19 protein-coding genes are annotated in these 17,401 nt (G+C 73.8%); 5 read left to right on the top strand and 14 right to left on the bottom strand.

Annotated features, from left to right (window positions below; translation table 11 throughout):
- Nucleotides 1-20 precede the first annotated feature (20 nt).
- Nucleotides 21-434 carry an iron chaperone gene (locus ACODR5_RS05665; RefSeq protein WP_488982994.1) on the top strand — a complete coding sequence of 138 codons (414 nt, stop codon included), beginning with the start codon at nt 21-23 and terminating at the stop codon, nt 432-434.
- A gap of 34 nt (nt 435-468) precedes the next feature.
- On the top strand, nt 469-1,212 hold the full coding sequence (locus tag ACODR5_RS05660) for a formylglycine-generating enzyme family protein (RefSeq protein WP_449853313.1): 744 nt from the start codon (nt 469-471) through the stop codon (nt 1,210-1,212).
- 62 nt (nt 1,213-1,274) lie between these two features.
- Here ACODR5_RS05660 and hrpB read toward each other — a convergent pair whose 3' ends face one another.
- Complete coding sequence (hrpB, locus tag ACODR5_RS05655; protein WP_488982993.1) at nt 1,275-3,821, bottom strand: ATP-dependent helicase HrpB; 2,547 nt, start codon at nt 3,819-3,821, stop codon at nt 1,275-1,277.
- A gap of 227 nt (nt 3,822-4,048) precedes the next feature.
- On the opposite strand from hrpB, the gene ACODR5_RS05650 reads away from it, so the two are divergent.
- Entirely contained in the window at nt 4,049-4,708 is a 660-nt protein-coding gene (locus ACODR5_RS05650; RefSeq protein ID WP_488982992.1) for a transglycosylase family protein, read from the top strand.
- A gap of 96 nt (nt 4,709-4,804) precedes the next feature.
- Entirely contained in the window at nt 4,805-5,884 is a 1,080-nt protein-coding gene (locus ACODR5_RS05645; protein ID WP_488982991.1) for a DNA polymerase IV, read from the top strand.
- Between the two features lie 9 nt (nt 5,885-5,893).
- On the opposite strand, the gene ACODR5_RS05640 is transcribed toward ACODR5_RS05645, so the two are convergent.
- From ACODR5_RS05640 to ACODR5_RS05600, 9 genes are all read right to left on the bottom strand, one after another.
- Nucleotides 5,894-6,262: a GntR family transcriptional regulator gene (locus ACODR5_RS05640; protein WP_488982990.1), complete on the bottom strand. Its 369-nt coding sequence runs from the start codon at nt 6,260-6,262 to the stop codon at nt 5,894-5,896.
- The gene (locus ACODR5_RS05635; RefSeq protein WP_488982989.1) at nt 6,259-7,302 is read right to left on the bottom strand and encodes a hypothetical protein; all 1,044 of its coding nucleotides are present in this window, start codon (nt 7,300-7,302) and stop codon (nt 6,259-6,261) included. The genes ACODR5_RS05640 and ACODR5_RS05635 overlap by 4 nt, the downstream gene beginning before the upstream one ends.
- Nucleotides 7,303-7,382: 80 nt before the next feature.
- Entirely contained in the window at nt 7,383-7,877 is a 495-nt protein-coding gene (locus ACODR5_RS05630) for a GNAT family N-acetyltransferase (RefSeq protein WP_488982988.1), read from the bottom strand.
- A 38-nt stretch (nt 7,878-7,915) separates the two neighbouring features.
- Complete coding sequence (locus ACODR5_RS05625) at nt 7,916-8,410, bottom strand: hypothetical protein (protein ID WP_488982987.1); 495 nt, start codon at nt 8,408-8,410, stop codon at nt 7,916-7,918.
- A gap of 64 nt (nt 8,411-8,474) precedes the next feature.
- On the bottom strand, nt 8,475-8,924 hold the full coding sequence (locus ACODR5_RS05620; protein WP_488982986.1) for a GNAT family N-acetyltransferase: 450 nt from the start codon (nt 8,922-8,924) through the stop codon (nt 8,475-8,477).
- A 369-nt stretch (nt 8,925-9,293) separates the two neighbouring features.
- A complete protein-coding gene (locus tag ACODR5_RS05615; protein WP_488982985.1) occupies nt 9,294-9,674 on the bottom strand; it encodes a type II toxin-antitoxin system VapC family toxin in 381 nt (126 codons plus the stop codon).
- Nucleotides 9,671-9,937 carry a type II toxin-antitoxin system Phd/YefM family antitoxin gene (locus ACODR5_RS05610; protein WP_460815540.1) on the bottom strand — a complete coding sequence of 89 codons (267 nt, stop codon included), beginning with the start codon at nt 9,935-9,937 and terminating at the stop codon, nt 9,671-9,673. Before ACODR5_RS05610 ends, ACODR5_RS05615 begins: the two co-directional genes overlap by 4 nt.
- Nucleotides 9,938-9,965: 28 nt before the next feature.
- Nucleotides 9,966-11,618, bottom strand: coding sequence for an ATP-binding cassette domain-containing protein (locus ACODR5_RS05605; protein ID WP_488982984.1), 1,653 nt, complete (start codon nt 11,616-11,618; stop codon nt 9,966-9,968).
- Nucleotides 11,619-11,676: 58 nt separating this feature from the next.
- Nucleotides 11,677-12,282, bottom strand: a complete 606-nt coding sequence (locus ACODR5_RS05600; RefSeq protein WP_449854956.1) for an LOG family protein — start codon at nt 12,280-12,282, stop codon at nt 11,677-11,679.
- Between the two features lie 107 nt (nt 12,283-12,389).
- Here ACODR5_RS05600 and ACODR5_RS05595 point away from each other — a divergent pair, with 107 nt between their 5' ends.
- The gene (locus tag ACODR5_RS05595; protein WP_460815543.1) at nt 12,390-13,310 is read left to right on the top strand and encodes an AEC family transporter; all 921 of its coding nucleotides are present in this window, start codon (nt 12,390-12,392) and stop codon (nt 13,308-13,310) included.
- Between the two features lie 4 nt (nt 13,311-13,314).
- On the opposite strand, the gene ACODR5_RS05590 is transcribed toward ACODR5_RS05595, so the two are convergent.
- The 4 genes from ACODR5_RS05590 to ACODR5_RS05575 form a co-directional block, all read right to left on the bottom strand.
- Nucleotides 13,315-13,962 (bottom strand): DedA family protein, encoded by a 648-nt coding sequence (locus ACODR5_RS05590; protein WP_488982983.1) that lies wholly within the window; start codon nt 13,960-13,962, stop codon nt 13,315-13,317.
- 51 nt (nt 13,963-14,013) lie between these two features.
- Nucleotides 14,014-15,411 carry an acyltransferase family protein gene (locus ACODR5_RS05585; RefSeq protein ID WP_488982982.1) on the bottom strand — a complete coding sequence of 466 codons (1,398 nt, stop codon included), beginning with the start codon at nt 15,409-15,411 and terminating at the stop codon, nt 14,014-14,016.
- Between the two features lie 110 nt (nt 15,412-15,521).
- The gene (locus ACODR5_RS05580; protein WP_460815548.1) at nt 15,522-16,196 is read right to left on the bottom strand and encodes a response regulator; all 675 of its coding nucleotides are present in this window, start codon (nt 16,194-16,196) and stop codon (nt 15,522-15,524) included.
- Entirely contained in the window at nt 16,193-17,401 is a 1,209-nt protein-coding gene (locus ACODR5_RS05575; RefSeq protein ID WP_488982981.1) for a sensor histidine kinase, read from the bottom strand. The genes ACODR5_RS05580 and ACODR5_RS05575 overlap by 4 nt, the downstream gene beginning before the upstream one ends.

Genomic DNA, 17,401 nt, shown 5'->3' with positions numbered 1-17,401 from the left:
GCCACACGGAAGGAGTCACCATGGCGAAGAACGAGGGCCTGACCGCAGAGGAGCGGGAGGCGATCAAGGAGACCGCGAAGGAGCGGCGCCGCCCGAAGCAGAACGACGCGGAGGCGCTGGCCGACGCGATCGCGGAGATGCCCGACGCGGATCGCGTGATCGCCGAGCGCGTGCGCGACCTCGTCGCCGAGCACGCGCCCGATCTCGCGGCGAGCACGTGGTACGGCATGCCGGCATGGAAGAACGGCAAGGGCAAGGTGGTCGTCTTCTTCCAGTCCGCGGCGAAGTTCAAGGCGCGCTACGCGACGATCGGCTTCGACGAGGCCGCGGCGCTCGACGAGGGCACGATGTGGCCGGTGAGCTTCGCCGTCACCGAGCTCACACCCGCCGACGAGGATCTGCTGGCCGCGCTCATCCGCAAGGCCGTCTCCTGACCCGGCCGGCTGGGCCCGCGAGTAGGGTTCTCGGGTGGACCTGGAACTCGCCTCGATCCCGGCCGGCACGGTCACGCTGCACGATGCGCGGCGCAAGGCGTGCCGCGCGGTGACGCTCGAGGCCTTCGAGATCGGCGTGTTCGCCGTCACGGAGGGCCAGCTCGCCGAGATGCTCGGCGTCACGGCCGAGCATCCGCGCCGCCCCGCCGTGGAGGTCTCCTGGCAGCGGGCCATCGCGTTCTGCAACGCCGCGAGCGAATGGGAGGGGCTCGACCCCGCCTACACGTTCGAGGGCGAGGACGTCACCTGGCACGTCGACTCCGACGGATATCGGCTGCCGACGGAGGCGGAGTGGGAGCACGCGTGCCGCGCCGGGTCGGTGGGCCCGCACTACGGCCCGCTCGCCGATATCGCCTGGACGGAGCGCGACGGCGTGACGCATCCGCAGGAGGTCGGCGGAAAGCTGCCGAACCTGCACGGGCTGTTCGACACCCTCGGCAACGTGTGGGAGTGGTGCTGGGACCTGCTCGACCCGGCGCGGTACGGCGAGTACCGCGTGTTCCGCGGCGGCGGGTTCGCCGACTCGGAGTGGAGCGTGCGCGCCTCGACCCGGCGCGGGGGCGCGCCGCGCCTGCAGCAGGACGACATCGGCTTCCGCGTGGCCCGCGGCGGCTTCGACGCCGAGGGCGAGGCGCAGGGCTGGTCGGCGCGGGCCGACGAGGAGCGCGCCCTCTGGGACGGGCCGGTGCCGTTCGGCTGGACCCCGTTGCGGCGCTGAGGGTCCTGCTCTTAAGCATCCCGAGCGCTCAGTATTCCGATTCGGGCATATGCCCTGGCGCCTCAGTCGTTCCGCAGGGCGCGCGTCGTGCGGGCGGTCGCCGGCGCCGTCCACGGATCCTCGGGCCACGGATGCTTCGGGTAGCGGCCGCGCATCTCCTTGCGCACCTCGCGGTACGGGCCCGCCCAGAAGGAGCGCAGATCTCCCGTGACGGCCAACGGGCGCCGGGCGGGGGAGAGCAGATGGAACAGCACGGGCACGCGGCCGTCGACGAGTCGCGGCGTCGAGGCGAGGCCGAAGACCTCCTGCAGCTTGACCGCCACCACGGGCGCGCCCTGCGGGTCGGACGGATCTGGATACTCGATGCGCACGCGCGACCCCGACGGCACCTCGAGCCGCTCGGGCGCCAGGGCATCGAGGCGGGCGGCCTCGGGCCAGGGGCGGAGGTTTCGCAGCGCCGAAGCCGTGTCCACGCGCGACAGGGGTGCGTCCGGGGCCAGCGCGTCGAGCGCGCCGCCGAGCCAGTCGCCCAGGCGGTCGAGCAGCGCGTCGTCCGACACGTCCGGCCACGGACCGCCCAGTTCGCGGTGGAGCAGGGCGAGTCGGGCGCGCAGCGCCGAGGCGTCGGCCGTCCAGCTCAGCGCCGCGAGGCCGCGCCGCCGGATGTCCGCCGTGAACGCCCGCGCGGCGTCGCCGGGGCCGGGCACGACCGGCGTGGAGGAGAGCAGGATCGCGCCCGCGCGGCGCTCCTCGCGCACGCGGAGCCTGCCGCCCTCGACCTCCGAGCGGCGCTCGGTGCGCACGAGCCGGTTAGCGATTCGCAACGCCGCTGCCTCGTCGATCGCGGCCGCGAGCCGGATCACCGCGCCCGTGCCGTCGGCCGCGCGTCCCTCGGCCCGCTGCACGTCGTGCACGGCGATCCAGTCGCTGCCCAGCAGCGGGCTGCCCTCGGGCAGTGCGGCGCGCGTGCCGCTCGCCAGCAGGTACGCACGCGAGCCCTCGCCCACGCGGCGCGCGATCCACTCGGGGCGCGCGAGGGCCGCGATCACGCCGGCGGGGTCAGCGGGCGCATCCGGCCCCGCCGCGGCCCCGGCGAGTCGCTCGAGGCGACGCGCCTCGGCCCGCCAGCGCTCGGCGCCGGGGGCCGAACCGCGCCGCAGCGCACGCAGCAGGCCGCCGAGGTCGGCCCCGGGGTCGCGGTGGTCGCCCGACAGCGCCGCCACGACCTCGGCGGCCGTGCGGGCCGCGATCCCCTCGTGCGCGGCGCCCAGGAGGGCGCGGGCCTCCCGGGCGCCGAGCGGCAGCCGCGCGACGCGCGCGCCCTCCGCGGTAATGCGCCCGTCGTCGTCCACGAGATCCATCGCGGCCAGTGCCTCGCGGGCGCGGGTCATGGCCGCCGCCGGCGGCGCCGTGAGCAGCGGCAGACCCCGGCCTTCGGGCGTGCCCCACGCGGCGAGAAGCAGCGCCGCGTCCGTCAGGTCGGCGGAGGTGATCTCGGGATCGTGCGCGGCACGGAAGGCGGCGTACTCCGCCTCGGCGTAGGCGCGCACGACGCGCCCCGGTCCCTCGCGCGCGGCGCGGCCGGCGCGCTGATCGGCGCTCGCCCGCGAGGCGCTCACGGTGACGAGACCGGTCATGTCGCGCGCCCGGTCCCGTCGGACCTCCCGCGACAGCCCGGCGTCGACGACGAGGCGCACGCCGGGAACGGTGAGGGAGCTCTCGGCGAGCGACGTGCTGACGACGATCCGGGGCGGATCCGCCGGGGACCGCCGCCCGCCGACCGCCCGATCCTGCGCGGAGGGGGAGAGGCGCCCGTGGAGCGGAAGCACCTCGACACCGGGGGCGCGCGCCCGGATGCGCGACACGACGTCGTCCACCTCGCGCGCGCCGGGCACGAAGACGAGCGCGTCGTGGCCGGCCTCTGCCTGCGCGCGCACCGCCGTCGCGGCGACGTGCTCGAGGAACTCGCGCGTGACGCCCCGCGGCCCGAGGCGCGGGGCGTCGCCCGGCGCATACTCCACCGTGAGCGGGTGCAGCGCGGACGGCACGTCCGCCACGGGAGCGGGGGAGCCGGAGCCCAGCAGTCGCCCGATCGCGTCGGCGTCGACGGTGGCCGACATGGCGACGAGCAGCAGGTCGTCGCGCAGGGCGCGCACCTCCGCGAGGATGCCGAGCAGCAGGTCGCCGTCGAGGGAGCGCTCGTGCACCTCGTCGAGGATCACGGAGCCCACGCCGTCCAGCGCCGGGTCGTCGAGCAGCCGCCGCAGCAGCACGCCGGGGGTGACCACCTCGATGCGCGTCGCGTCGGAGACCGCGCGGTCGCCGCGAACGGTGAAGCCCACCGAGCCGCCCAGCGCGGTGCCGTCCAGTTCGGCGATCCGCCGTGCCGCGGCGCGGACGGCCACGCGACGCGGCTGCGTCACGAGCACCCGGCCGGCGACGCGATCGGCGACGAGCGGCGGCACGAAGGTCGTCTTGCCCGTGCCCGGCGGTGCCGTGATCACCGCGGCCCCGGCGGCGAGCGCGGCCTCGATCTCCGCGCGGGCGGCGGCCACGGGAAGGCCCGCGCCGATCGCGTCGAGGTCGAAGACGTGCGTGCGGGGTGCCACCGCGCCATCCTCTCAGGCCGCCGATGCACCTGAGCATCGCGGGGCAGGTCCCTGACAAGACGCTGGATCGGTTCGTTACCTCTTCGTAACCGTGCGTATCGTGGCCGGACCCATCGCGAGGGCCGCCGTCGTATCCGCCCGAGAGCCCTCGCATCCAGGACCTCGAGTCAGCTCCGGCCGGGCGGAGCCCGCGTCCGACGCGGGAAGACGGGGCCACGGAGGTGTGCGTGAACCCGAAGAAGAACACCAACCGCCCGTCCCTGTCGCGCGCCGCGCGTGTCGCCACCGGCGGCCTCGCCGTCGCGGGCGCCGCGTTCGCCGGCGCCGTGCTGATGCCGACGGCCGCCAACGCGGCCGACGGCGCCACGTGGGACGCCCTCGCCCAGTGCGAGTCCGGCGGCAACTGGTCGATCAACACCGGCAACGGCTACTACGGCGGCCTGCAGTTCTCGATGTCGACCTGGCAGGCCAACGGCGGCAGCGGCAACCCCGCCGACGCCTCCCGCGAGGAGCAGATCCGCGTCGCGGAGAACGTGCTCGCGACCCAGGGCTGGGGTGCGTGGCCGTCGTGCTCGGCGCAGATCGGCGCCTCGGGCTCTGCGGAGCCGAGCCAGGCCGCGCCCGCTCCGGCGCCCGCCGAGGCTCCGGCCGCGACGCCCGCCGAGCAGCCCGCCGAGCAGCCCGCGCCCGAGCCGGCCTACACGCTGCCCGACGTCGAGCCGTCCGACGAGACCTACACGGTCGAGGCGGGCGACACGCTGTTCGAGATCGCGCAGGAGCACGAGCTCGACAGCGGCTGGCTCGGCGTCTTCGCCGTCAACCAGGACACGATCGACAACCCCGACGTCATCACCGTCGGCCAGGAGCTCGTCCTCCCGACGTCCTGACGCCCCGCGCCCCGTGGGTGCCCGCCCCACCGGCGGCGCCCGCGGGGCGTTTCTCTGCCCCTGGCATCGCGATCGGCGACGCGCCACACTCGTGGCATGCGCGACGACGCCTGGGTCCTGCACGTCGACATGGACCAGTTCATCGCGGCAGTGGAGGTGCTCCGCCGCCCGGAGCTCGCCGGGCGCCCGGTCATCGTCGGCGGCCGGGGCGATCCCACCGAGCGCGCCGTCGTCTCCACCGCCTCGTACGAGGCCCGCGTCCACGGCATCGGATCGGGCATGCCGCTGAAGATCGCGGCACGCAAGGCGCCCGAGGATGCCGTGTTCCTTCCCGTCGACCGGGAGGCGTACGACGCCGCATCGCACGAGGTCATGGCGGCGTTGCGCGCGCTGCCGGGCGTGGTGCTCGAGGTGCTCGGCTGGGACGAGTGCTTCCTGGGCGTGCGCACCGCCGATCCCGAGGGCGTGGCCCGCAGCGCCCAGGCGGCCGTGTGGGAGGCCACGCGCCTGCACTGCACAGTCGGGATCGGCGACAACAAGGTGCGCGCGAAGATCGCGACGGAGTTCGGCAAGCCGCGCGGCGTCTTCCGCCTCACCGCCGAGAACTGGTTCGAGGTGATGGGGGAGCGGCCCACCCGCGCGCTGTGGGGCGTCGGCTCGCGCGTCGAGAAGCGCCTCGCGGCGCTCGGGATCGGCACCGTGCGCGAGCTCGCCGACGCGGACCCGCAGGAGCTCGTGGCGGAGTTCGGACCGAAGATGGGTGTCTGGTACCACGAGCTCGGGCGGGGCAACGGCCCCCGCGTCGTCGACGACTCACCGTGGATCGCGCGGGGCCACAGCCGCGAGACGACCTACCAGCGCAACCTCACCACGCCGGGGGAGGTGCGCGCGGCAGTGCGCCGGCTGGCCGAGCAGGCCGCGGCCGACTGCGCCGAGGAGGGGCGCCCGGTGATCCGCGTGCACCTCAAGGTGCGGTACGCACCCTTCGAGACCCGCACCATCGGGCGGAAGCTGCCGGCGCCGACGACGCGTGCGGAGAACGTGGTGTCGGCGGCGGTCGCCCTGTGCGACCGACTCGAGGACCGCGAGATCCGACTGCTCGGCGTCCGCGCCGAGATGGCCATGCCCGACGGCGGCGACCCCGCCGAGCGCACCCCGGTGCGCGGGCGCCTGTGACGCTCTCGCTCAGCGATCCGCCCGCCACACGGCCCGCAGCACGTCGATCACGTCGTCGGGACGCGCGCCGTGCGCCTCGGCCTCGGCGACGAGAGCGCGCACGTGCCGCATGACCGAGCCGGGAAGCACCGCAGCGGAGGCGGCGACGCGGGTGCCCGCGGCCGTGCGGCTGACGACGAGCCCGCCTTGTTCGAGCATCTTGTACGCCTTCGCGACGGTGCCCGCGGCGACCCCCAGGTCGCTCGCCGCCTGCCGCACGGTCGGCAGTCGCTCATCGGCGCCGAGCTGTCCCGAGACGATCAGGCCACGCAGCTGCCGATAGATGTCGACGGCAGGGTTGGCCTCGTCCGTGGTGGGGACGAGCGGACCCGCCGTCACCGCGTCGCTCCCGCGGGTGCGACCGCCGCGGCCTCATCGGGCGCCGCCTCGCCGGACGCGCGGCCGAACGCAGCGCCGGCGACGAGCAGCAGCAGGACGAACGCGGCGATCTCGACGAGGGGTGCACCCCAGCCGGCGGCCACCGCCAGCTCCGCGCGACGCCAGGTCGCGTCATAGGGGGCGCCGCCGTTCGCACCCTCGACAACCAGCCCCGAGAGCGACCCGGCGCTGCCGATGAGGCGCCAGGCTCCCGCCAGCGCGAGCAGCATGCCGGCCGTCGCGATGCGCACCGCGCCGCTCGCAAGCACACGACGGCCCTCGCGCTCTGCCGCCACGGTCTCGGGGCGGATGTACGGGCGCGCCGCGTTGCTGCGGAGGCAGGCGAGGAGCAGCCCGACGAGCACGACGGCGCCGATGAGCACGGGCACGCCATAGGCCCACCCGTAGAACCAGACGCGGATCGGATCGATCGACGGCTCGTTCGGGATCGGGATCTCCAGCCACACGTGGCGCCCGTCGCCGTCGGGCGACGATGCCGCGCCCGCGCCGACGGTCGTCGCGATCAGTGCCAGCAGGGCGACGCCCGCGACGGCGAGCCCCGCGCGGGGGCCGAAGCTCATCCAGGTGCGGCGCTCGGCGGTGAGCATCGGCTCCTCGGGAGCGCGCGTCCCGCGCACGGCGATGACGCCGAGGACGACGGCCAGCCCCAGCGCCGCCACGCCGATCGGCACCACGTACCGCCACCACGAGACGGTGTCGTAGGAGCGCGAAGCGCCCGCGAGGTCCTCTGTCACGAGCGCAGCGATGACCGCAACCGCCGCGATCGCCAGCGCGACACGTTCCGGACGATGGCGGGCCGCGACGACGCCGGCCGCCTCCGGTGCGAGATGGGTGGTGCGGCGCGCCCGGCCCTCGCGCCGCATCCGCGCCAGCAGGACGATCGCGCCGGTCGCCAGCGCGGCGATCGCGAGAGTGGCCACCGGTTGGGCGAGCGCCGCCACCGCCAGCGTCAGGGGATCGATCGGGCTCCGGGTGCTCATTCGCGCCTCCACTTCTCGTTGTACCGAATGTCTAGCACAACTTGTGCCACAAGCACGATACAACGTTGTCGAGGCGTGGTTCAGCGGATCATGCGCAGGGCGGCGAGCCCGGGCGCGTGTGCGTCGGCCTGCTCGACGCCGTCGAAGACGAACCCGTTGCGGGCGTAGAAGGCGATCGCCCGCGGGTTCGCCTTCGCGACCCAGAGCATCGCGGGCGCGTCACCGAGGGCCGCGTCGAGCAGCGCCTGGCCGGCGCCCGTGCCGTGGTGGGCGGCACGCACGTAGATCGCGTACAGCTGCCGGTCGCGCGGGGGAGCGGCGCTCTCGAACTCGAAGGTGGGGCCGACCCAGGCGAACCCGACGATCGAGCCCCCGCTCTCCGCAACCCGCACCTCGACGTCGTCACGCGGATCGTTCAGCACCTGGTCCCACATGCGGCGCCGGCCCGCGACATACTCTTCGGAGAAGAAGTCAGCGGGCAGGAGGTGCCCGTACGCCTCGCACCACGACCCCACGTGCACATCCGCGATCGCCGTCGCATCGGACGGAGCGGGTTCTCGCACGATGAACGTCATGCGCACATCCTGCCAGCGCGTGCTTGGTCGGGACCGCGTCAGGCGGCCTCGAGACCGCGCCGCCGTGTACCCCTCGCCGCGCCGACCGCGCCGACCACCAGCGCGGCGGCGCTGACCAGGTAGAGGATCTTCGCCCACGGCGCGTGGTCGCCGCCCGAGATGCCGTACGTGTCGGCGAGCGACATCCCCGCCCCGAACGACGCGAAGAAGTAGGCCGGCGCGCCGCACGCGAGCAGCAGCGCGTAGCCGAGCACCGCCGCCCCCGGCCTGGCTTCACCGCGCCGGATCACGACGACCAGCAACGCCAGCGCCAGGGCGACGCCGATCCCGAGCACGATGAACGCCGGCACGGCGCCGGTCGGCTCGCCGGCGGCGGCCATGTCCGCCTGGATCTCCACGAGGCTTCTTCCCGGCGCGGCCGCGAGGGGATTCAGCACGAGGATCTGCAGGGCGGCGAACGCCGCATAGAGGACCACGAGGATCGTGCCGACGAGAGCGATCGCGTGTGCTCGCGGGGTCCGAGGCGTCGTCATACGAGGAGCGTAGGGGGAGCGGACCGGCTCCGGCCTGGGAACCTCGTGGGCATCGCCGCCGGAGCTACGCGTGCGGCGCCATGTCGTACGTGACCCACGGCGTCTCGCGCGCGACGGAGTCGTAGAGGCGCCGCGCGACGCGATTGTCCGCCGCGGTGATCCAGCGGACCAGGTTCGCGCCGCCCTCGCCGGCAAGTTCGGCGACGCGGGCGAGCAGCGCGCGGGCCACCCCGTGCGAGCGTGCGCTCGGTGCCGTGAACAGGTCGTCGAGGTAGAGCCCCATCGCCCCCGTCGACGGCCGCGCGAACCAGCGCACATTCGCCAGGCCCACGATCTCGTCCTCGCGCGTGGCCACGAGCCCCACCAGGCCATGCCGTCCCTCGAGGACCCAACCCCAGGTGCGAGCGATCGATGCGGCATCATCGGGGAGCTCATAGAAGTCGCGGTAGCCGCGGTACAGCTCCGCCCACGCGGGGGCGTCATCTGCGGTCACCGTGCGGACGTGCAAGCTCATGGCTCCGACGATACGCGGAGGGGGAGAAGCGGGCAGCGGCACGTGCCGTCGCGCGACGCCCGTGCCACCATGGTGGGCATGACGATCACGAGCGCGAAGCACTGACGCCTGACACCCACAGCCGCCTACTGCGGCGTGCTGCTCGCCGCCATGTTCATCGCGTTCGTCCTGGCGGGTCGCCGGCGCCGTGAACGAGCCCGCCGCGACGCGCGCGATCGATCCGAGCCGTAGAAGGGGACGGGCGTCGCGCTTCTTCGCGATGCGGATCGAACCCCTGAGCGGAGGGGGCGGTGCCACACGCCCTTGCTCGCGCGTTCTGACATAATGTGCATTATCGGGTAAGAAGCGTTTCGGCGAGCAAGGCGCCTGTCAGCCGATGCCGAGCACGCGCAGGCCCGCCGACTGCGCGGCGCGCGCGAGCTCGGCGTCATAGGTGACCATCTCGTCGGCGCCCACGCGCAACGCGGTCGCCAGGTGCACGGCGTCGTTCGAGCGCAACGGCGCGTGCGTGCCCGCCGCGAGCAGATCGCCCCGCGTGACGTCGATCAGGTGCGTCGTGCCGAGCACGATGTTCACGGCGTCCAGCGAGACGACGCCGGGCCTGCGCCCGGCCGCGCAGTGCAGCTCCGCGTGAAGCAGCCACGAGGGAACCGCGCGCGCCGTCGGCCGCCACCGGCGCATGAACTCGGTGCCGTCCTCCTGCACGATCAGCTTCATCGCGGCCGAGGTGTCGAGGTACGAGATCGTCACCAGCGGCCCCGCGCGTCCTCGATGATCTCGCTCGTGGTGACATCCGCCGTCACGGGCACGATCGACAGGACTTCGGCGGCCGGGAGAGTCGGCGGACGCGCCCCGCCCGACGCATCCAGCTCGTCGAGGGTCGATCGCCGCACGGGCGTGATGTAGGCGGCGGGATGACCGTTGTTGGTCACCTGGAACTCCTCGCCCGCCTCGACCCGCCGCAGGATCTCCGCGCTGTTGTTGCGCATCTCCCGATGGCTGATCGTCTCCATGTGCGACACCGTAGCACGCGTGCGACGATCAGGCGCCCACATACTCCGCGAGGTGCTGGCCCGTGAGCGTCGAGCGGTCGGCGACGAGCTGGGCGGGCGTGCCCTCGAAGACGACGCGGCCGCCGTCGTGGCCGGCGCCCGGGCCCGTGTCGATGATCCAGTCGGCGTGCGCCATGACGGCCTGGTGATGCTCGATCACGATCACCGACGTGCCGCCGTCGACGAGCCGGTCCAGCATCTCGAGCATCTTGGACACGTCGGCCAGGTGCAGGCCGGTCGTCGGCTCGTCGAGCACGTACACCTCCGCGCCCTCGCCCATCTGCACGGCCAGCTTCAGCCGCTGCCGCTCCCCTCCCGACAGCGTCGAGAGCGACTGCCCCAGGCTGACATAACTCAGACCGACGTCGCTCAGCCGCTGCAGGATCTTCGCGGCCGCCGGGATCCGCGCCTCTCCGGTCGAGAAGAAGTCAAGGGCCTCGCCGATCGGCAGGTCCAGCACGTCGGCGATGCTCTTGCCGCCCAGGGTGTACTCCAGCACCGAAGCCATGAACCGGCGGCCGCCGCAGTCCTCGCAGGGCGTGGTGACGCCCTGCATGAACCCGAACTCCGTCGTGATCGCGCCGTTGCCCTTGCACGTGGGGCACGCGCCCTCGCTGTTCGAGCTGAACAGCGCCGGCTTGACGCCGTTCGCCTTCGCGAACGCCTTGCGGATCGGCTCGAGCAGGCCGGTGTACGTGGCGGGGTTGCTGCGGCTCGAGCCCTTGATGGCGCTCTGGTCGACGAACACGACGCCCTCGCGCCCCGCGAGCTGCGCGTTCACAAGGGAACTCTTGCCGCTGCCGGCCACGCCCGTGATGTGCGGCTGCATGGCGTCGCGATCCTTCGACAGCATCGACTGCCGGATGCGCGGCACGAGCCCCAGATAGGTGATGTTGATGCCGTTGAGCTTGACCTTGGTCTCCTCGCGGTGGAGGAAGTCGTGCAGCTGCTCGGGGGTGAAGTCCCCCACCGGCACGTCGCCGGGGAAGAACCCCGACTCGCTGTACTGCCGCACCATCCAGCCGCCCGGCTTGTAGCCCGGCACGAGGATCGCGCCGTCGTCGAGCGACAGCGACGGGTCGTAGATGCGCGTCACGTCGAGGTCCGAGACGCGGCCGGTTCCCTCGCAGCCGGCGCACATGCCGCCGAGCATCGTGAAGTCGGCCCGCTCGCGCTTCGCGCCGCCCGTGCGCTCGACGAGGATCGCGCCCGACGCCTTCACCGAGGGCGTGTTGAACGAGTACGCGTTGGGCGGGCCGATCTGCGGATCGCCCAGCCGGCTGAACAGCACCCGCAGCATCGCATTCGCATCGCTCGCGGTGCCGACCGTGGAGCGGATGTTGGCGCCCAGTCGCTCCTGATCCACGACGATCGCGGTCGTGAGGCCGTCGAGCGAATCGACGTCGGGGCGCGCCAGCTGCGGCATGAAGCCCTGCACGAACGCGCTGTAGGTCTCGTTGATCATCCGCTGCGACTCGGCGGCGATCGTCTCGAAGGCCAGCGAGCTCTTGCCCGATCCCGACACGCCCGTGAACACCGTGAGGCGTCGCTTGGGCAGGTCGAGATCGACGCCCTTGAGGTTGTTCTCGCGCGCGCCGCGCACGCGGATGAGGTCGTGGGAATCGGCGGGGTGGACCGTCATGGTCGCAACGGTAGCGGAGGCCGCAGACACGCGCTGCAGGAGTCCGCGTCGGCCGGGCTCAGCGCAGCGCGGCGGTCGGGCTCGACGCCTCCGGCCACTTCGGCGGCGGCGGCGTCCAGTCGAGGAATCGGTCGATCAGCTCGTCGGGATCCGTCGCCACGATGAGGCGGTCGCGGAAGCCGTCGGCCACGAAGCCCTCCTCCACGAGGCGGTCGACGAGCGCGAGCGCCGGCTGCCAGAACCCCGCCACGTCGTACAGCGCGATCGGCTTCGCGTGGATGCCCAGCTGCAGCCACGTCCACGCCTCGAAGAACTCCTCGAGCGTGCCGATGCCGCCGGGCAGGGCGACGAAGCCGTCGGCGAGATCGGCCATCCGCATCTTGCGCGCGTGCATGTCGGGCACGACCTCGAACTCCGTGAGGTCGCGATGCGCGACCTCCTTGTTCAGCAGCGCCTCCGGCATGACGCCGATGACCTCGCCGCCGGCGTCGCGGGCCGCGGAGGCCACCGCGCCCATGAGGCCGACGTTGCCGCCGCCGTACACGACGCCGAGGCCGCGCTCCGCGATCCGCGTCCCGACGGCGCGCGCCGCCGCGAGGTACGCCTCTCCCCTGCCGGGTGACGATCCGGTGAAGACGGTGATGCGCTCGAGCGTGTGGGGCACCCGCCCAGCCTACGTTCTCCGAACGGGTGCGGAACGGGCGCGGCTGGTCCCCCGCGTATCGTGGAGCGGGTGAGCACGGGAGCGGATCGCAGTATGCCGGCAGCAGCATGACGGCCGTTCTCACCGGCTACGCCGTCGTCGGGTTCGCGATCCTCATCGGCTACGTCGTCGGGCGGCTCGGCATTCTCGGCACGCATGGCCGGTATGTGCTCAGCCGGCTCACCTTCTTCGTGCTGAGCCCCTTCCTGCTCTTCGTCGTGCTGGCGGAGTCCGACGTGGCGGTCCTGTTCTCGTCGCTGCTGCCCGTCTCGCTGCTGACCGCGCTGTCGATGTTCCTGCTCTACGCGCTCGTCGCCCGGTTCGTGCTGCGCCGATCGCTCGGTGCGACCGTGATCGGATCGCTCGGCGCCGGGTACGTGAACGGCAACAACATCGGCCTGCCGATCGCGACGTACCTGCTCGGCAGCGGCGCGTACTCCGCACCGATCATCCTCGTCCAGCTGCTGCTGTTCACGCCGGTGGTGCTCGCGATCCTCGATGCGATCTCGTCGGGCACGACGGAGGTCCGCCTCATCCTGCGCCGGACCGCGCGCAACCCGATGATCCTCGGCGCACTCCTGGGCACGCTCGTCGCGTTCACGGCCGTGGAGCTGCCACCCATGGTGATGGATCCGGCGCGGCTCATCGCCGGTGCCGGCATCCCCGTGCTGCTCATCAGCTTCGGGATGTCGCTGCACGGCAGCAGGGTGCTCACCACCCGAGGCACCCGCGCGGACGTGCTCGTCGCGACCGGCATGAAGCTCCTTCTCATGCCGATCGCGGCATGGGTCCTGGCGCGCTTCGCATTCGGCATGGACGGGCACGATCTTCTCGCCGTGGTGCTCATGGCGGCGCTGCCGAGCGCGCAGAACGTCTTCAACTACGCCCAGCGGTACGACGTGGGCGAGACGATCGCCCGCGACACCGTGCTCCTGACCACGATCGGCTGCATCCCCGTCATCCTCGGGGTAGTCCTGCTGCTCGGCTGACGCGTCAGCACGCGACGAGCTCGGGCTCCGGCTCGGCCTGCGCCGCCGCGCGCCGCTCGCGCCGCGGGCGGCGCCACTCGAGGACGCGGTCCACGACGAGGCCCATCACGATCGCGAACACGATGCCAATGGCGGCGCCGATCAGCGGGTCGTCCTCGAACCAGCTGCCCGCCACGGCGCCGATCGCCACGGAGTAGGCGGCCCAGCTCGCCGCCGCCAGCCCCGCGAGCCCGACGAAGCGCGGCACGGGGTACCGCGTGGCGCCCGCGGTGAGGTTCACGGCGACGCGGCCGACCGGGATGTAGCGGGCGACGAGGATGAGCGCGGCGCCGCGGCGGCTCAGCCCCCGGCGCGCCCAGCCGATCGTGCGCTGCGCGCGCGGACCGCGCATCCAGCGGAACCGCTCGGTGCCGATCGCCCGGCCCAGCCAGTACGTCGCGTTGTCACCCGCGAACGCGCCGAGAGCGGCGCTCGCCCCGAGCAGCAGGAGGTTCGGCTCGCCGGTCGCCGCCGCCACGGCCGCGGCGCCGACGACGATCGTCTCGCTCGGCATGGGCGGGAAGAAGCCGTCGATCGCCGCCATCGCGAATGCCACGGCATAGATCCATGGCGAGGCGATCGTGTCGAGCAGGGCTTGCAGGATGAGGTCCACGGGGCTCCTTCACTTGCGTTCGACGCTACGGACGGGCACGGCGCTCGCGCGTCAGCCCCTGGTCGGATCCGCGTCCGCCGCGGGGATGATCCCAGCGTGCGGCGTGGCCGGCCGATGCGTAATGAGGCCTGCGCCCCGCCCGCGGCGGGGGTTCTCCCCCGGTGCCGCGGCGAATCGCAGCGCGAGCGCCATCAGGGCGGCGCTGAGGCCGGCGACGACCCAGCTCAGTCCGAGGACGAAGACGGCCGCGACCGCGGCCACGCCCAAGACGGCGGCCACTGCGCCGCGCGCGCCGCCGGCGACCGGGCGCGTCTTCGCGTGCGGGAGCCGGCCGGCCCCCGCCACGACGGCCGCGACAGCCACGCCGGCGATGACGAGCCACGCCGGCCGCGTCGCCCACCATTCGGGCGAGCCGAGCTCGGGCAGCGGCAGGGCGCCCGCCAGGCTCAGCGCGACGCCGACGCCGGCGAGGCCGATGAGCACGGGCATGTGCCACAGGTAGATCGTCATCGACCGCTCGCCGATCGCGTCGGCGATCGCGGCGATCGGGCGCACCCGCGCGATGCGGCGCAGCGCGGGCTGGGCGAGCGAGAACAGCGCGAGCTGCACCGTGCCGAGCAGCACCAGCGCGAGCGTGGGCGGGTTCAGGTTCACGTACATGTCGGGCGAGTACGGCCCGACCGTGGTCAGCAGCAGGAGCAGGGCGAGCACCCCCGTCGCGATCCCCAGCCGCGCATCGCGCGAGAGCGCCTCGAGTCGGCCGTCGGCCAGCAGGAAGCCGAGCTGCTGCACGAGCAGCCACACCGCCGCGAGCCCCAGGAACCCGATCCCCTCGATGCCTGTGGCCAGGCGCGCGACGTCGATCGCGATCACCGCGACGAGCGGGCCGGCGACGCCCCAGACCGGGCGCCGCTCGTGCAGGGCGGCCATGGCGGGCACGAGCGCCTGCACGAGCACGAAGACGCCGAGGAACCACAGCGGCTGCGACATGCGGAAGCCCGCGGTCGCGACGATGTCGGCCGGCACGCCGGCGATCGTCAGCGCCAGCAGGCCGGCGCCCATGACGAGCATGACCGTGAGGGCGGGGCCGATCAGCCGCTGCACCCGCCCCGCGGCGAACGCGCCCGCGCTCGTGCCCCTGGCCCTCGCGCGGCGCCAGGCGCCGAGGCCCGTCGCGCCGCCCGCGAGGAAGAACAGCGGCATCATCTGGACGAACCAGCTCACGGGCGCGAACCAGGCGGTCTCGAGGGCGTTGGCGAACACCGGCGCGCCGTCCACGACGGTGACGCCGACCATCATGGCGTGCAGCAGCACGACGAGCACGGTGCAGCCCGCGCGCAGCAGGTCGAGGCTGCGGTCGCGCCCGTCCGGCGCGGGGGCGGCGACGCCCGCACCGCGCAGCGGTGCGGATGCGACGGCGGATGCGGGTGCGGGTGCGACGACGGTCATCGGTCCTCCTCGGATGGGTACCGGGAGAACGTACGAACCGGTCGGCGGGCCGCGGATCACTCCGTGGGGTGAATCCGCGCGGCCCGCTCCTCCACCACGGGGTGAGGCCGTCAGCCGGGCTGCACGAGGCCCGCGTCGTACGCGGTGATCACGAGCTGCACGCGGTCGCGTGCCGCGAGCTTCTGCAGCAGCTTGCCCACGTGCGTCTTGACCGTCTGCTCGCCGATATAGAGCTCGGCGGCGATCTCGCCGTTCGACAGCCCGCGCCCGATCAGCACGAGCACCTCGCGCTCGCGCTCGGTGAGCCCGTTCAGGCGCAGCGCGGACCGCGTGGGCGCGGCCGGCTGCGCGGCGAAGCGCTCGATGAAACGGCGCGTCACGCTCGGTGCGAGCAGCGCCTCGCCCGCCGCTACGACGCGCACGGCGTTCGCGAGTTCGTCCGGCAGGGCGTCCTTGAGCAGGAAGCCGCTGGCGCCGGCCCGCAGCGCGTCGAAGACGTACTCGTCCACGTCGAAGGTGGTGAGCATGAGGATCCGCGGCACGTGCGGCAGCGGGTGCGCCGGCTGCAGGATGCGCCTGGTCGCCTCGATCCCGTCGCGCTCGGGCATGCGCACGTCCATGAGGATCACATCGGGGCGCAGCTCGCGCGCGAGGCGCTCGGCCTCGATGCCGTCGCCTGCCTGCCCGATCACGCGGATGCCGTCCTGCGCGTCGAGGAGCGCGGCGAAGCCGGCCCTCACCATGGCCTGATCGTCGGCGACGAGCACCGTGATGCGGTCGGTCACGAGGCCTCCTGCGGCGTGATCGGAAGGGCGGCCGCCACGCGGAACCCGCCGGCCGCCGTCGGGCCCGCGTGCAGCGATCCCCCGAGCAGCGCCGCGCGCTCGCGCATGCCGACGAGACCGTGCCCGTCGCCCGAGCGGGAGGCCGCCTCGCCGTCCGCGCGCGCGTTGGCCACCTCGATGAGCACGGCGCCGTCGTGTCCGGAGACGGCGACGTCGATGGCCGCGCCCGGCGCGTGCCGCACCGCGTTGCTGATGGCCTCCTGCACGATCCGGTACGCCGCGATGCCGGTGCTGCGCGAGACCGGATCGGCCACGCTCAGCTGCAGGCGCACCTCAGCGCCCGCCCGCTCGGTCTCGGCGACGAGCGCCGGGATGTCGTCGAGCGTGGGCTGCGGGGCGAGCTCGGCCGCGTCCTCGCCGCGCAGCGCGCCGAGCAGATGCCGCATCTCCCCCAGCGACGTGCGCGCGGAGCGGGCGATGTCGTCGAACTCGGCGGCGGCCGCCTCCGGCAGGCCCGGCAGCCGGTAGCGCGCCGATGTCGCCTGCACCTGGATGAGCGAGAGCCCGTGCGCGACGACGTCGTGCAGCTCGCGCGCGATGCGCTGACGCTCCTCGGCCACGAGCCGGCGCTCGTGCTCCGTGGCGCTCACCTCGCGCTCCCTGGCCAGCTGTCCGGCGACCCGGATGCGCTCGTGGAGCAGCGAGCCCACGGCCAGGCCGCCGGCCCCGAGCGACAGCGCCACGATCGTGCTGGCGAGCGTCTGCGGCGCGTCGTCGAAGAAGGCGGGAGCCGACACCGCGACGGCCGGCACGGCGTAGGCGGCCGTGCCCAGGCGCCACCCGTGCACGGTCGCGACGATGCCGACGAACAGCGCGAACGCGATGATCGCCGTGACCGCCCACGGCCAGGGCGCCGCGGGCGGGGCCGGCGCCAGCCGCAGCGCGAGCCCCGAGCCGGCGAAGGCCGCGATCGACCACACCGGCCAGCGCGCCGCCGCGACGAGGGCGGCGCCCTGGACCGCCGCCAGCAGCAGCGCCCACGGCACGGGCACCGCGTAGAACGTGGCCTCGACGGGCGCCGCGACCGAGACGAGCACCACGGCCACCGCCGCGACGCACGCGTACCAGACCAGGCGCGAGCGCGGCGTCCAGCGCGGTGCCGCCTCAGCGGTGCGCGGCCGCGACAGGGACTGCGGGGAGGTCAT

The sequence above is a fragment of the Microbacterium sp. FG3 genome, assembly GCF_057809335.1.
The sequence above is the reverse complement of the archived record's forward strand: the minus strand, read 5'-3'. Positions and strand labels throughout refer to the sequence as shown.